The 14,658-nt window shown below is 56.6% G+C and carries 8 protein-coding genes; 6 read left to right on the forward strand and 2 right to left on the reverse strand.

Going from position 1 to position 14,658, the window contains the following annotated elements:
• Positions 1-278: 278 nt before the first annotated feature.
• The 6 genes from AC3WR3_RS02710 to AC3WR3_RS02735 all read left to right on the forward strand — a co-directional run bounded on the left by AC3WR3_RS02710 (position 279) and on the right by AC3WR3_RS02735 (position 12,983).
• A complete protein-coding gene (locus AC3WR3_RS02710) occupies positions 279-3,485 on the forward strand; it encodes an alpha-amylase family glycosyl hydrolase (protein WP_492291083.1) in 3,207 nt (1,068 codons plus the stop codon).
• A 630-nt stretch (positions 3,486-4,115) separates the two neighbouring features.
• On the forward strand, positions 4,116-4,751 hold the full coding sequence (locus AC3WR3_RS02715) for a YitT family protein (protein ID WP_492291084.1): 636 nt from the start codon (positions 4,116-4,118) through the stop codon (positions 4,749-4,751).
• A 274-nt stretch (positions 4,752-5,025) separates the two neighbouring features.
• Positions 5,026-6,489 carry an IMP dehydrogenase gene (guaB, locus tag AC3WR3_RS02720; protein WP_041992212.1) on the forward strand — a complete coding sequence of 488 codons (1,464 nt, stop codon included), beginning with the start codon at positions 5,026-5,028 and terminating at the stop codon, positions 6,487-6,489.
• Positions 6,490-6,573: 84 nt separating this feature from the next.
• Positions 6,574-8,163, forward strand: a complete 1,590-nt coding sequence (gene guaA, locus AC3WR3_RS02725) for a glutamine-hydrolyzing GMP synthase (protein ID WP_289982878.1) — start codon at positions 6,574-6,576, stop codon at positions 8,161-8,163.
• 379 nt (positions 8,164-8,542) lie between these two features.
• Positions 8,543-8,815, forward strand: a complete 273-nt coding sequence (locus AC3WR3_RS02730; RefSeq protein WP_489152310.1) for an immunoglobulin domain-containing protein — start codon at positions 8,543-8,545, stop codon at positions 8,813-8,815.
• Between the two features lie 514 nt (positions 8,816-9,329).
• Entirely contained in the window at positions 9,330-12,983 is a 3,654-nt protein-coding gene (locus AC3WR3_RS02735; RefSeq protein WP_492291085.1) for a YobI family P-loop NTPase, read from the forward strand.
• Positions 12,984-13,014: 31 nt separating this feature from the next.
• Here AC3WR3_RS02735 and AC3WR3_RS02740 read toward each other — a convergent pair whose 3' ends face one another.
• Positions 13,015-13,842 carry a bifunctional transcriptional activator/DNA repair enzyme AdaA gene (locus AC3WR3_RS02740; protein ID WP_492291086.1) on the reverse strand — a complete coding sequence of 276 codons (828 nt, stop codon included), beginning with the start codon at positions 13,840-13,842 and terminating at the stop codon, positions 13,015-13,017.
• A 51-nt stretch (positions 13,843-13,893) separates the two neighbouring features.
• On the reverse strand, positions 13,894-14,658 hold the full coding sequence (locus tag AC3WR3_RS02745) for an SDR family oxidoreductase (RefSeq protein WP_492291087.1): 765 nt from the start codon (positions 14,656-14,658) through the stop codon (positions 13,894-13,896).

Genomic DNA, 14,658 nt, shown 5'->3' on the forward strand with positions numbered 1-14,658 from the left:
TCTTCGGGCTCCTGACCAGGGCGTGATCAAGAGGTGGGATGCTAGTGGCAGGTGCCGAGCGTCATCCTGGCCCGCGATCTAAGCAGAAATGAAAGCGCTATCAATCACATACAGCCAATGGCGAGGTCGACGGCGGTCACATTTTGCGCCTGTTGGCCATGAGTCGGTCACTCGGGACTCTAGACTGGTCGGGCTCATCTGAAGGCGGGACGTTGCGGATGGGGGAATGCCGGGACACACCGGCATCACACACAAACAATGAAAATAAAGGACTATCAATGGCTAGATGGATACTCGCGGCCGGATTGTTGGGAACCCTGATCACGGCGCCGAGCACGGCGGCGGAGTGGTTCTTCCGGGGCACCGCGAATGGATGGGCGGCGACCGCCATGGTGTCGACCGATGGGGTCAACTTTGACACCTGTCAGCGCTTCCAGAGCGGAGACGCCAGCGGCGGCCCGCGCTTTAAAATCGACCGATACGGTAACTGGCAGCAGAGCTCCCCGAGCGCCGACTACGCGGTCACTGCCAATACCTCCTATCAGATCCGCATCCATGCCGGCACCCAGGCCATCACCACCACGGCGGTGGCGAGTTGCGAAGGGGCGGGGTTTGCTAGCACGCTGCCGCAGCTCAAGGTGCGCGGCACCTTCAATGGCTGGGCCAGTTTGCCCATGACGCTGGTGGCAGATCACCTGTGGCAGGCCGACGCCTACATGGATGGCAAGACCAACCAGCGGCTCAAGTTCGATCAGGCGGGTGACTGGGCCATCAACTTCGGCGACAGCAACGTCGACGGTGTGCTGGAGCGCAGCGGCGGCGACATCCTCTGGAGCGGCACCGGCAATGTGCGCTTCCAGGTCAACGACCAGACCCAGGCCTACAGCATCACGGCGCTCGGGGACGACAACCAGCCCCCCATCGCCGTCATCACCCCGGGGGGCATCCTGAATGTCGCTGTGGGGGATACCGTTACCTTGAGCGGCAGCGACTCCACGGATCCCGACGGCCAGATAGCGAGCTATCTCTGGAGCAGCGGCGAGACCACGGAGAGCATCAGCGTCAACACAGCCCAGGCGGGCACCTTCACCTATGGCCTGACGGTCACCGACGATCAGGGGGCCAAGGGCAGCAGCAGCGTGAGCCTGGTGGTTGCCGCCCCCCAGACCGGCGGCAGCTGGTATTTCCGCGGCACCCCCAACAACTGGGGCCTGACCCCCATGACCAGCGAGGACGGAGTGACCTTCTGTACCGAGCAGGCCTTTGGCAGCAGCAACCCCCGCTTCAAGATTGACCGCAAGGGTGACTGGACCGAGGCTTACCCGGCCCAGGATTACCTGGTCAGCGCCAACACCAGTTACCGCATCTGCTTCGATAGCCAGGACAAGACGCTGGAGGTGGCACCGCTCGCCGGTGCCGACAATCAGGCGCCCACCGTGACCGCCACCCCGGCCCCGGGGAGCTATGTGGATAGCCAGTCCATCACCCTGGGGGTGAGCGACGATAACGACAGCGCCCCCGCCGTCCATTTCACCACGGACGGCAGCACCCCCACCACGGCGTCCCCCCTCTACGCCGGTCAGACCATTCTCGCCAGCGACAAGGGGAGCGGCACCGATCTGGTGATCCGCACCCTCGCCATCGACGCCAGCGGCAATCAAGGGGTGCAGAGCTTCAGCTATCAGATTGGCGAGACCCCGGTGGCGGGGGGCGATTTTCGCGCCGAGAGCATCTACTTCCTGCTGACCGCCCGCTTCTACGATGGGGACGGGAGCAACAACTACTTTAACCGGGACCGCTACAAGGCGGGGGATCCCCACTGGCGTGGCGACTTCAAGGGGCTCATCGAGAAGCTCGACTACATCAAGGATCTCGGCTTCACCGCCATCTGGGTGACGCCGCCGGTGGAGAACCGCTCCGGCCTCGACTACCACGGCTATCACGCCTACGACTTCTACCGGGTCGATCCCCGTCTGGAGTCGCCGGGAGCCGGTTATCGCGAGTTCATCCAGGCCGCCCACGCCAAGGGGCTCAAGGTGATACAGGACGTGGTGATCAACCATTCGAGCCAGTACGGCCTGCGCGGCAAGACCTGGATCGATCGCCTGCCGGTCAAGTACTACGTGCCGGCAGGCTCCAGCCAGGGGCTCATCAGCAACGGCCCCTATCAGGGCAACCTCGGGGACTACGCCAGCGCCAACCGCTGTGACGACGACAACCCGGCGGCCCCCGACTGGTACAAGGCCCGCTGCCAGTCCGATCCGGCGGGCACCCAGCCCCTGGTTGACCCCAAGACCGGCGCCACAGTGCCGAGCGCAGGTTACAACCCGAACCGCTTCTTCGGCATCGACGCCCAGACCCTGGATCCCAGCTGGTATCACCTGGACGGCTTCATGTCCGGCGGCGATTGGGAGAGCCCGCTGGCCCTGCAGCGCAAGCACATGGCGGGGGATTGCATCGATCTCGCCACCGGCAACCAGAACGTCAAGGAGTACCTCAACGGCGCCATCCACCAGTACCTCGACATGGGAGTCGATGCCATTCGCATCGATACCTTGAAGCACATAGAGCGGGACGAGCTGCTGACCTATGTGCACGACTGGCAGGCCCACAAGCCGGGGCTGTTCGTCTTTGGCGAGAACCTGGTCAAGGGCACCGGCTGGGGCTCTGAGCTGGCCAACGACAATGCCTCCGCGGTGATCCGCCCCTGGTGGTATACCCGCACCACGGCCAACCCGGCGGATCCCCGCGCAGGGGGCGATTCCGGCCTCTCGGTGCTGGACTTCTCCCTCTTCTCCACCTTCCGTGACAACGTCACCAAGGGGAGCTTTGGCGGGGTGGGGGGGATCTTTGCCATGGACTGGGTCTATGGGGATGCCACCAAGCTCATCACCTTCTTCCAGAACCACGACGTGGGGCCGGACAACGACTTCAAGTACCGCTACGGCGGGGAAGAGGGCAATGCGGCCATGACCTACAACCTGCTCTGGACCGCGCGGGGCATCCCGACCCTCTACTACGGGGAGGAGGTGATGTTCCAGGCCGGCAAGCCGCAAGACATCGACGGTGCCACCATGACGGTGGATCAGACCGGTCGCGCCTACTATGGGGAGGTGCTGGACAACCCGGCCACCCCGAGCCACCCGCTCTATCAGCACATCAAGCGCCTGAACCAGATCCGCAAGGCGGTGCCCGCCCTGCAGAAGGCGCCCATGAGCCAGGTGAACGAGTGGGGGAGCGGCATCAGCTTTGTGCGGGATCTCGGCGCCGAGGGCAGCTACGCCGCCGTGGGCCTTGCGGCCAACGCGGCCCAGCAGATAAACCTGAGCGGCCTGAAGAACGGCACCTACAGGGACGCGGTGACTGGCGCAAGCCAGAGCGTCAGCAACGGCAGCCTAAGCTTCCAGGTGCCCGCCTATTCGGCGCGAGTCTGGGTGTTGAACGGCCCGGGCAAGGTGGGGGCTGACGGCACATACCTCAAATAAGGGAAGCCTGTCATTGTGTGCAGCGAGTCGGCCTTGGGGCCGACTTTTTTATGGCGCCGAGGCATGAAGCGGGGGAGGAGAGCAGGTCCATCCCGCCCGGATCGCGCCGGGGGAGGCAAGCGCAGGGCCCAGAATTGCACATTTTTGGTGCGCTTGCCCCGATATGGTGCATATCCTTTTTGTTTGCCCTTGAGCCTAATCCCGCAGAAACATGTCATATCGCCCCCATGGCGCCCTCCTGATGGACATCTTACATGCTGTAAAGTGGCATTTCGTCGGCATGATCTACCGAAAAAACGAGTTAATCAGGGGTGACCGCGACATGTTTTCTGGTTGACTGGGTAAACATGCTGATCCGGCACAGAAGGCCATCCCTGGATTGGTATAATTCATCTGCTTTTTGATAGTTATGCGGAATTTAAATTTGATTTTTGATGGTATCTCGGACTCTTGTTTTGATTGGCGCTCTTTTTGCTGTGACTTGTCATGCCCATGATGGCGATATCAGGGGCAGGGGGCCGCAAGGTCGGGGGCGGGTGCCGGCAGGCTGAATGCACCGCCGCCATCCGTGCCGGAACGGCCTGGTTTTCGGGCAAGGGACGCCACAATCAATTCGTGTTAAGGAGTCATATGGAAGGTGAAATGACCATGCAGCCACTCTCTGTGGACAAGGGGCTGGCCCACACCCTCAAGGACGATGTCTACGGCATGGTGCTCGGCGTCATGTTTATCGCAGTCGGCCTCAATCTGCTCAAGTGCGCCGGCATGATCACCGGCGGCATCGCGGGCATAGCCCTGCTGCTTGCCCATGTCAGCAGCCTGCCCATAGGGGTGCTCTTCTTCCTGGCCAACCTGCCCTTCCTGGTGTTTGGCTACGTCACCATGGGGCGGGCCTTCATGGTCAAGACGCTGATCGTCAATATCGCCCTCTCGGCCGCCACCCAGGCGGTGCCGCTGCTGTTGACGGTGAGCTATGTCCACCCCCTGTTCTCGGCCCTGGTGGGGGGCACCTTCCTCGGCATGGGGGTCTTGTCCCTGGCCCGCCACAACGCCTCGGTGGGAGGCATAGGCGTGGTGACGCTCTGGCTGCAACGGCGCACCGGCATCAATGCGGGAAAGAGCCAGATGGTGCTGGATGTGCTGGTGTTCGCCCTCTCCCTGCTCACCCTGCCGCTCTCTTTGCTGCTCTGGTCTACCTTGAGTGCGCTCGCCATGAACGCCATGCTGATGAACTGGCACAAACCCGGCCGCTATCAGGGGGGCTGAGTCCGGCCCCCTGCGGCGCTCGGGGGAGGGGAAGTGTTGAAAAGTGACCCGACGGGCCCTTGGCGGGCATTTGGCTGCCAACGGCAAAAAAGATCATCTTGTCGCGAAAAAAGGCATGGTTACGCCTGAATTTATTGGTTTTTTGCCCCGTTGGCGGCGTTAAACCGGGCTACACCATAAAAAATTCAAAAAACTTCTTTACCACTGACCAATGCATGAGTAAAATTTGTCGGCAATATTTTACACCCCCACTCCTCAACGGTGAGATATTGCCATGCTCAGGATTGCCAAAGAAGCGCTGACCTTCGACGATGTACTGTTGGTTCCAGCCCACTCCACTGTTCTTCCGAATACCGCCGACCTGCGTACCAAGCTCACGTCTGCTATCTCCCTGAATATCCCGATGATTTCCGCTGCCATGGACACAGTGACCGAAGCCCGTCTGGCTATCGCACTGGCCCAGGAAGGCGGCATCGGCTTCATTCACAAGAACATGTCCATCGAGCAGCAGGCTGCCGAAGTGCGCAAGGTCAAGAAGTACGAGAGCGGCGTGGTCTCCGACCCCGTCACCGTACGCCCTGACATGACCATCGCCCAGATCAAGGAGCTGAGCCACAAGAACGGTTTCGCCGGTTACCCCGTGGTGACTGACGGCAACCAGCTGGTGGGTATCATCACCGGCCGTGATGTGCGCTTCGTGATCGATCTCTCCCAGACCGTTGAACAGATCATGACCCAGAAGGATCGTCTGGTCACCGTGCGTGAAGGGGCCCCTCGCGAAGAGGTGGTTGCCCTGATGCAGAAGCACCGCATCGAGAAGGTGCTGGTGGTGAACGCCGACTTCAAGTTGAAGGGCATGATCACCGTCAAAGACTTCCAGAAAGCCGAACGCAAGCCGAACGCCTGTAAAGACGAGCGCGGCCGTCTGCGGGTCGGTGCCGCCGTCGGTGCCGGTGCCGGCAACGAAGAGCGCGTCGCCGCCCTGGTGGAAGCCGGTGTGGACGTGCTGCTGATTGACTCCTCCCATGGCCACTCCCAGGGCGTGCTGGATCGCATCAAGGCGACCCGTGAAGCCTACCCTGACCTGCAAATCATCGGCGGCAACGTCGCCACTGCCGCCGGCGCCAAGGCGCTGGTCGCCGCCGGCGTCAACGCGGTCAAGGTCGGTATCGGCCCGGGCTCCATCTGTACTACCCGTATCGTGACCGGTGTGGGCGTGCCCCAGATTACCGCCATCTCCGACGCCGTGGACGCCCTGGAAGGCACCGGCGTGCCTGTGATTGCCGATGGCGGCATCCGCTTCTCCGGTGATGTGGCCAAGGCCATCGCCGCAGGCGCTAGCTGTGTCATGGTGGGCTCCATGTTTGCCGGTACCGAAGAAGCGCCGGGCGAGATCGAGCTCTACCAGGGCCGCTCCTTCAAGTCCTACCGCGGCATGGGCTCTCTGGGTGCCATGTCCAAGGGCTCCAGCGACCGTTACTTCCAGACCGACAACGCCGCCGACAAGCTGGTGCCGGAAGGGATCGAAGGGCGTGTGCCGTACAAGGGCCGCCTCAAGGAGATCATCCACCAGCAGATGGGCGGCCTGCGCTCCTCCATGGGCCTGACCGGCAGCGCCACCATCGACGACATGCGCACCAAGGCCGAGTTCGTGCGCATCTCGGGCGCCGGGATGAAAGAGTCCCACGTTCACGACGTGACCATTACCAAAGAAGCCCCCAACTACCGGATGGGCTGATAAAACGGGGCCCTGCGCCCCGTTTTTCCACCATTTTTTTATCCCGTGCTTTTTGTGACAACATCAGCCTGATGCAGGAATAAAATGACTAAAGACATTCACGCCCACCGTATCCTTATCCTGGATTTTGGTTCCCAGTACACCCAGCTCATCGCCCGTCGCGTCCGTGAAATCGGCGTCTACTGCGAGCTGTGGGCCTGGGACGTAACCGAAGAGCAGATCCGCGAATTCAATCCGAGCGGCATCATCCTCTCCGGCGGCCCGGAATCCGTGACCGAGGCAGGCAGCCCGCGCGCCCCCGAGTACGTGTTCAACGCCGGCGTGCCGGTGTTCGGCATCTGCTACGGCATGCAGACCATGTCCGAGCAGCTTGGCGGCAAGGTGCAGTCCTCCAACCTGCGTGAATTCGGTTATGCCCAGGTCGAAGTGCTGGGCCACTCCGGCAAGACCAGTGCGCTCTTGCGCAACATCGAAGACGCCATTGCCGACAACGGCAATGCCCTGCTGGATGTCTGGATGAGCCACGGCGACAAGGTCACCGAGATCCCCGCAGGCTTCACCACCATAGCCCAGACCGCGACCTGCCCCCATGCGGCCATGGCCGACGAAGCCAAGCGCTTCTACGGCGTGCAGTTCCACCCGGAAGTGACCCACACCCGTCAGGGTGCCCGCATGCTGGAGCACTTCGTCAAGGACATCTGCGGCTGCGAATGCCTCTGGACCCCGGCCACCATCATCGACGACGCCGTCGCCCGCATCCGCGAGCAGGTGGGTGACGACGAGGTGATCCTGGGCCTCTCCGGCGGCGTGGACTCCTCCGTGGTCGCCATGCTGGTGCACCGCGCCATCGGCGATCGCCTCACCTGCGTCTTCGTGGACAACGGCCTGCTGCGCCTGAACGAAGGCACCCAGGTGATGGACATGTTCGGCGATCACTTCGGCCTGAACATCATCAAGGTCGATGCCGAAGAGCGCTTCCTCTCTGCTCTTGCCGGCATCGACGAGCCGGAAGCCAAGCGCAAGACCATCGGCCGCGTCTTCGTGGAAGTGTTCGACGACGAAGCGAAAAAGCTGAAAAACGCCCGCTGGCTGGCGCAAGGCACCATCTACCCGGACGTCATCGAATCCGCTGCCAGCAAGACCGGCAAGGCCCATGTCATCAAGTCTCACCACAACGTCGGCGGCCTGCCGGAAGAGATGAAGATGGGTCTGGTGGAGCCCCTGCGCGAGCTGTTCAAGGATGAAGTGCGCCGCGTCGGCCTCGAACTCGGCCTGCCCTACGACATGCTCTACCGTCACCCCTTCCCGGGTCCGGGTCTGGGCGTGCGCGTGCTCGGCGAAGTGAAGAAGGAGTACTGCGACTTGCTGCGCAAGGCTGACGCCATCTTCATCGAAGAGCTGCGCAAGGCCGACCTCTACAACCAGGTCAGCCAGGCGTTCGCCGTCTTCCTGCCGGTGCGCTCCGTCGGCGTCATGGGCGATGGTCGCAAGTACGACTGGGTCATTGCGCTGCGCGCTGTCGAAACCATCGACTTCATGACCGCCCACTGGGCTCACCTGCCGTACGACTTCCTGGGTCACGTGTCGAATCGCATCATCAACGAGATCAACGGCATCTCCCGCGTGGTGTACGACGTCTCCGGCAAGCCGCCCGCGACCATCGAATGGGAATAAGCGGCTAACGCCTCTTCCTGCGATCACGCAAAACTGTCAAAAAGGCGCCCTTGAGGCGCCTTTTCTTTTTCCAATCGTTTGCGCCACACATCTTCGTTTTCCGAGCAGCTTTTTCACCGCTTTGCCCCTGTCATATGTGACAGGGGCATTTTCACTATCCCGCACTAGGCTCTCTCATGCCAATTGAGACCATTATCATCAGGCGCTCATGGCAAGGGGAAGGGCTGACTCACAAGCTGACAGCTGCGCAAACAGCCCATCGTCATCACGTCAAACGGCAGTGATGACACCCCGGTGGAGTCCGGACACCACTTGAATCAACGGGGCGGAACCCGAACAGCCAAACGAGTAGGGACAAGCGATCACGGAGGGTTTGTTTATGTCAGAACAAGCAGTGTTGTTGGGCGGATGGACTGCCTACCACAAGCTGAGCGCCAAGGATCAGGCGGTATTCAACCAGGCGCTGGAAGGATTTGTCGGGGTGCAGTACACCCCCTTTGAAGTCTCCACCCAGGCCGTCGCCGGCACCAACTACCGCTTCAAATGCAAGAGCACTGTGCCGCTGCCCAACCCGATCCATGGGGAAGCCGTGGTGCAGATCTTCCAATCCCTGGATGGGTCGGCCCATATCACCTCCATCACCCCGATCTGATCCGGTAGCGAGACGAATTGGGGAGGGAGTGAGGGCATTGATCGGCTAGCCTCGAAACCTCACCAATAAGAAAGACGCCCTTAGGGCGTCTTTCTTTATCTATGGCTTGCAAGAACGTTATCCCTAAAGCTGGACGCAGCTGCGACTTGTAGATGCAATGATTCTGCCCTCGGAGGAAATTAAACCTGACCTTCGGGCGTATTTTTTGCCGATCCAGGAAGCTCTTTCCCCATCCAGCGAACGGCATATCCCTATGTCACCAGTGGCTATACCACTGCGCTCGGCTCGGTGGTCTGTATGGGGATCAATATCCTATCTATCAATGGCAAGGATTGGCTCGAACAATGGAAAGGTGGGTGTCCCAATATCTTGTCTTGCAGCAATAAGCTTGTAAACCGTGTGTAGTTCAGTTGAAATGAATGAACTTCAGGGGCGACTACCAAACTCCAATAGGACATTATTAGAAATTTGAGCGGTAGTATGACCAAAGGTGAGTTGAAAAAATGGCGTTTGTATGTTTCCGTTTTTTAAGGGGGCGTTAATTCCGTATCATATGATAAAGACAATCACTTCTCTAACACGCAGGCTTGCTAATCGCCTTGATAGCGCAGTGTCTTGGCTGGAAAGTAAAGACTGCTCCGGCCACACTTCATCTAAGTTCGTAGACCTTGCGCCAACTGATGAGGCAGACAAGACTGGCGTATATGCCGAAGCGATTCTGTTTGCTACGAATAATTCGAAGGTATCCAACATTGCTCTAACGGGTCCCTACGGGTCAGGAAAGAGCAGTATAATCCAGACCTTCTTGCGGAAATATCGGCGGCCTGCACTTCATATTTCTCTGGCTTCGTTCGTTCCCGAAACTGATTCGGAGGGAGGGAAGGTGAGCCGCCAAGAGATTGAGAGAAGTATTCTGCAACAGATGTTGTATGGCGCTGATGCAAACAGACTTCCACTATCACGATTTAAAAGAATTCAGTCTCCAAGTGCATTGGCTATATTTAAATCTCTATTCATAATGCTTGGGATCTTCTCACTTTGGTACGTTTTTCATCAGCGAGAGTATATTATCAGTGGCACTTACTTCACTCCATTCGATATCAGCAATGGCATTAATATTGCTGTATTTACTCTCGCTGTAGTATTTTTCTGGGGGATGTTGCATCATTTTTATGTTGCTAGCTTTGGACTGTCACTGAAAAGTATATCATTAAAAGATATTGAAATAAAACCTGCGTGTGATGACCAGACCTCCATATTAAATAGGCATCTAGATGAAATAGTCTATTTTTTCCAATCAACGAATTACGATCTTGTTATTATTGAAGACTTAGATCGATTTGAGAACGCAGAAATTTTTGTCACACTGCGTGAAATTAACAGTCTGGTAAATGAGAATGCTGGTGTAAAACGCACCATAAGGTTTCTCTACGCCCTGCGCGACGATATGTTTGTCAATACAGATAGAACAAAGTTTTTCGAATTTATCATACCTGTCATACCGATCATTAACACATCGAATTCGATCGATATGGTATTGGCGCAAGGAAAGAGACTTGATCTCGATGGGCGCCTTGATAGACAGTTTTTAAGAGAAGTATCACGATACCTGAATGACCTCAGGTTGATTCAGAATATCTTTAATGAATACGCTATCTATGTGGCTAATTTGGAAGCTGATGGAGAAAATCTGCTCGATGCTAATAAACTCCTCGCGGTTTTGATCTATAAAAACGTCTGTCCAAGAGACTTTGAGAAGCTACACCGTGGCACGGGTAATCTTACTGAAATATTAAGCCTGCAAGATAAATTAATTGAGTCTGGTGAAGCTACCTATAGGGCTGAAATTACGGAAATAGAAAAGCAGCTTGAATTTTTCGAACGACAAACACCTTCTAGTCTAAGAGAATTACGGCTAATATACGCTATGGCTCTTGTTGAGAAGCTTCCGATACATGCAACTAGTGCCAGTCATAATGGGCAGATATATATTGCGATCCCTCAGTTAGTCAGCAATGATATTTTTGAGAAACTTATAGAATCCTCATATGTTTACTACAGCTACTCCAATGGTCATGCATCCCAGCCAATCGATATTTCAAAATTGCAAAGTGAGGTGGACTCTCATAAAAGTTATAAGCAACGAAAAATGGAAATTGAAAGTAAGTCACTTGAAAATAAGAATAAGAGCTTGCGCCAATTACATGACTTAAGGGAAAAAATAGCAACACTTCGCACGACTAAACTTAAAGAGTTGTTGCGCTCGAATGCCAGTAGTGTTCAAGATGTCTTCGACAACTTCGGAGAAAATGGGAAACTTGCTCGCTTCCTGTTATTGGAAGGCCATCTTGATGATACCTACTACCAATATACCTCACTCTTTCACTCAGGCCGTTTGTCACCTAATGACAATAAGTATCTGATTCAGATTCGAGCATTTATCACCCCCGTTCCAAGTTTTCCAATCGATAATCCACATGAAGTTATTGCAGCGATGCGGGATGAGGACTTCCGGCAAAACTATGTTTTGAACATTAAATTGGTTGATTGTCTCCTGAGCGATCGGAGTCGTTACCACTACCAACTGCAGAAGCTTTTCGAGCTTCTTTCCTCCGAATTTGAGAGTTGCGAAGACTTTTTTGATACGTATTATACAAGTGGTCGCGATGTTGTAGGGCTACTTTCGGGACTAGCCAACGCTTGGAAAGGCCTTGTTCCTACTGCTTTGGTAAGCAATAATAATATATCCCACGTAACGCAACTAGTTTCTAACTTGCACGAAAGCCAGCTCGAAGGGCTGGCAAGAAGTTTCGAAGAACTACCATTATTTGTTTCGGAGAACCTCCCCGAGATACTGGTAAATTCACCTGAAATTACACCAGAGCGTCTTGTATGTATCGACTTTGAGGTCAAAAATATGGCCGTCATCAAAGAGCATTCTGAGATTGTACGCACCATGTTCGAAAAGGGGCGATTCGAACTCACAATCGCTAATCTGGAGTATATCTATCAATCCATTTTGGGAGAGAATGATCTTGAGCAACTACGTGAAAGGAACTTTACTGCTATACGCTCGACGAATAACACAATCTTGATGACGCGGATCGAACTCGATTTCGAGCGCTACTTACATGACATCCTTGTGGTGCTTGAAGGGAATTCAAAGGAGGATGTCCCGGCTATTCTTGCCGTTATACACCATGAAGGACTTGATCAGGATGATCTACTGAAATTTCTTGAACGACAGACGAACTTGTTGCCTACTCTTGCGGATGTTCCAGAGAGGCTGCATGCAATACTGTTTAAGTTAGGTTTGATCGAGCCAACTTGGCTGAACTGTCTTTGTTTTATAGAAAGTAAAGAGTTCGTGGCGGAGAGCTTGATAGGATATCTTGAACGAGACGTTGTTCGTACGGCTATCCTGAAACACCTTATTCCTAGTGATGATGATTCACAGAAGCTGCGTCGTTTCCTCTTCAATGCGGGTTCTCTGACTGACTCCGCCTACAGAGAATATATTCATGCTCTGCCGAAGTCGTTCACAAAACCACCTGAAGGGTTTGAGCCAGCCAAGCTTAAAATTCTGATCGATGAAGGGAAAATTACCTTCTCCAATGAGAGTCTTGATGCACTCGCTGATTACAAGGATCTGCAGGTTTTATTTGTAGCAGAAAATATTGATACATACCTTGAAGAGCCAGACGAATTCGACCTCGATGATGATTTTAGAGAAAATCTTCTTCGCGCTGAAATTGATAATAAAGCCAAGCTTGGGATTATTGGTTTGATGGACCTGGAGTTACTTGTGAACCACCCTGAACGGTCGGCTCTCATCGGTAAAATTATTAACAGTACTGATGCTAACCTATCCAATATCAATAGTGGTATTGCTCAATCCTTAGTCATTAACTCCATGCCTATTGCGACGAAAATTTCACTCTTTAATAAACATCATTCTCTTATGACGGATGATGAAGTACGTTTTGTCTTGGCAAATCTACCGAAGCCATATTCAGAAATAAAAGTCGGATACAATATTCCGATGTTGAAGAAAACTCCTGAGAATCAGGTTTTTGTTAGATGGCTTGATGACAGGAACATTATCTCGTCGTGGCGTGAGAACCCTATCTTCACTGACGAGATAAGAGTGAATCTTTATAGGCGCTGATAAGAGAAAAGGCTGATTGTAGAATTAGGTGCTACTCATGCCTCGCCGCTTCCCAGGCGTGTATCGCCTGTTTGCGGGTCTCGCCCCAGTGATAACCGCCGAGTTTGCCGTTTTGCTGAATGACTCTGTGGCAGGGGATCATCAAGGCGACGGGGTTGGCGCCCACCGCCAGCCCCACGGCGCGGGCGGCCTTGGGGTTGCCGACGGCGCTCGCCACCTGGGCGTAGCTCACCACCCTGGCTGGCGGGATCTCGAGCAGCGCCCGCCAGACGCTGATCTGGAAATTGGTGCCGCTCACATGCAGCGAGATGGGGCGATCCGGTGCCTTGCTGGTGTCGAACATGGTGTGGATGACCTCTTGGGTGCGTGATGGCACTTCTCGCAGCTGGGCCGCAGGCCAGCGCTGGGCGAGGGCGACCAGGGGCGCTTGTGGGGCCTGGTCATCGAGAAACGAGAAGTTGCACACCCCCCGCGGGGTCAGGGCGACGAACGCCTGGCCGAAGGGGGTGTCGTGCACCCCGTGATCGATGACCAGCCCGGCGCCGCGCTGCTTGTACTCCCCCGGCGTCACCGCTTCGAGCTGCACGAAGTGATCGTAGAGCCGCGAGCCGCTGCTCAGGCCCAGGGTGTCGGCCACCTCCAGCAGCGGGCGTGACTCCTGCAGCAGCGCCTTGGCCCGCTCCAGGGTCAGTACCTGCAGATAGCGTTTAGGCGTCACCCCGGCCCAGCGGCTGAACAGCCGCTGGAAGTGAAAGGGGCTTAAGTGAACGTGCGCCGCTATCTCGTCCAGGGTGGGCTGGCGCGCCACCTGGCTTGCGATAAAACGGATGGCATCGGCGATGCGGGCGTAATCAGACATAGGACGCTCTCACGATAGGTTTGCAGCCGCAGGATCTTGGGTGCGACAAGGTCATGTGCGACAAATAGATACCCCACCATCGGCCAGCAGGGCAATGCCGGTGGTAAAGCTCGACGCATCGGACGCGAGGTAGAGGGCCGAGCGGGCGATCTCCTCCGGTTGGGCCAGCCGTTTGAGGGCATGCATATTCTGCACAAAGGCGAGGCTTTCCGGCGTATTGGTAAAGGCCCGCCCCATGGGGGTGTCGGTGCCCCCCGGCAGCAGGGCGTTGACCCGCACCCCTTGTGCCCCATATTCGGCGGCCAGCACCTGGGTCAGGCCGATGAGGCCGGCTTTGCTCGCGGCATAGGCCGCCATGCCGGGCAGCCCCAGGGTATGGCCGACGAAGGTGGAGGTAAAGATAAGGGAGCCGCCCCCGCGCGCCAGCATGGCGGGGATCTGGTACTTGGCTCCCACAAAGGCGCTGGTGAGGTTGGTATCCAGGGTCTCATGCCACTGGGCCAGTGCCATCTCCTGCACGCTGCCCGGTGCCCCCGTGGTGCCGGCGTTGTTGAAGGCGACATCGAGCCCGCCGAAACGCCCCACGGCCAGCTCCACCAGGGCGCTGGCGTAAGCCTCGCTTTTCACATCCCCCGCGAGGCTCACCGCCTGGCCCCCGAATTTCCTGATCTCCTCCACCAGCGCATCCAGCTCGGGCTGGCGGCGGGCCCCCAGCACGACGCTGGCCCCCTCCCGTGCAAACAGGATGGCGCTGGCGCGGCCGATGCCGGAGCTGGCTCCCGTGATGATGGCGACCTTGTTGGACAGTTGTGACAT

It is taken from the genome of Aeromonas sp. EU05-FHT14A05, assembly GCF_058791175.1.

Coding starts and splice junctions, on each gene's coding strand:
- AC3WR3_RS02710 (WP_492291083.1), top strand. CDS start 279: ATGGCTAGATGGATACTCGCGGCCGGATTGTTGGGAACCCTGATCACG.
- AC3WR3_RS02715 (WP_492291084.1), top strand. CDS start 4,116: ATGGAAGGTGAAATGACCATGCAGCCACTCTCTGTGGACAAGGGGCTG.
- guaB (WP_041992212.1), top strand. CDS start 5,026: ATGCTCAGGATTGCCAAAGAAGCGCTGACCTTCGACGATGTACTGTTG.
- guaA (WP_289982878.1), top strand. CDS start 6,574: ATGACTAAAGACATTCACGCCCACCGTATCCTTATCCTGGATTTTGGT.
- AC3WR3_RS02730 (WP_489152310.1), top strand. CDS start 8,543: ATGTCAGAACAAGCAGTGTTGTTGGGCGGATGGACTGCCTACCACAAG.
- AC3WR3_RS02735 (WP_492291085.1), top strand. CDS start 9,330: ATGTTTCCGTTTTTTAAGGGGGCGTTAATTCCGTATCATATGATAAAG.
- AC3WR3_RS02740 (WP_492291086.1), bottom strand. CDS start 13,842: ATGTCTGATTACGCCCGCATCGCCGATGCCATCCGTTTTATCGCAAGC.
- AC3WR3_RS02745 (WP_492291087.1), bottom strand. CDS start 14,658: ATGTCACAACTGTCCAACAAGGTCGCCATCATCACGGGAGCCAGCTCC.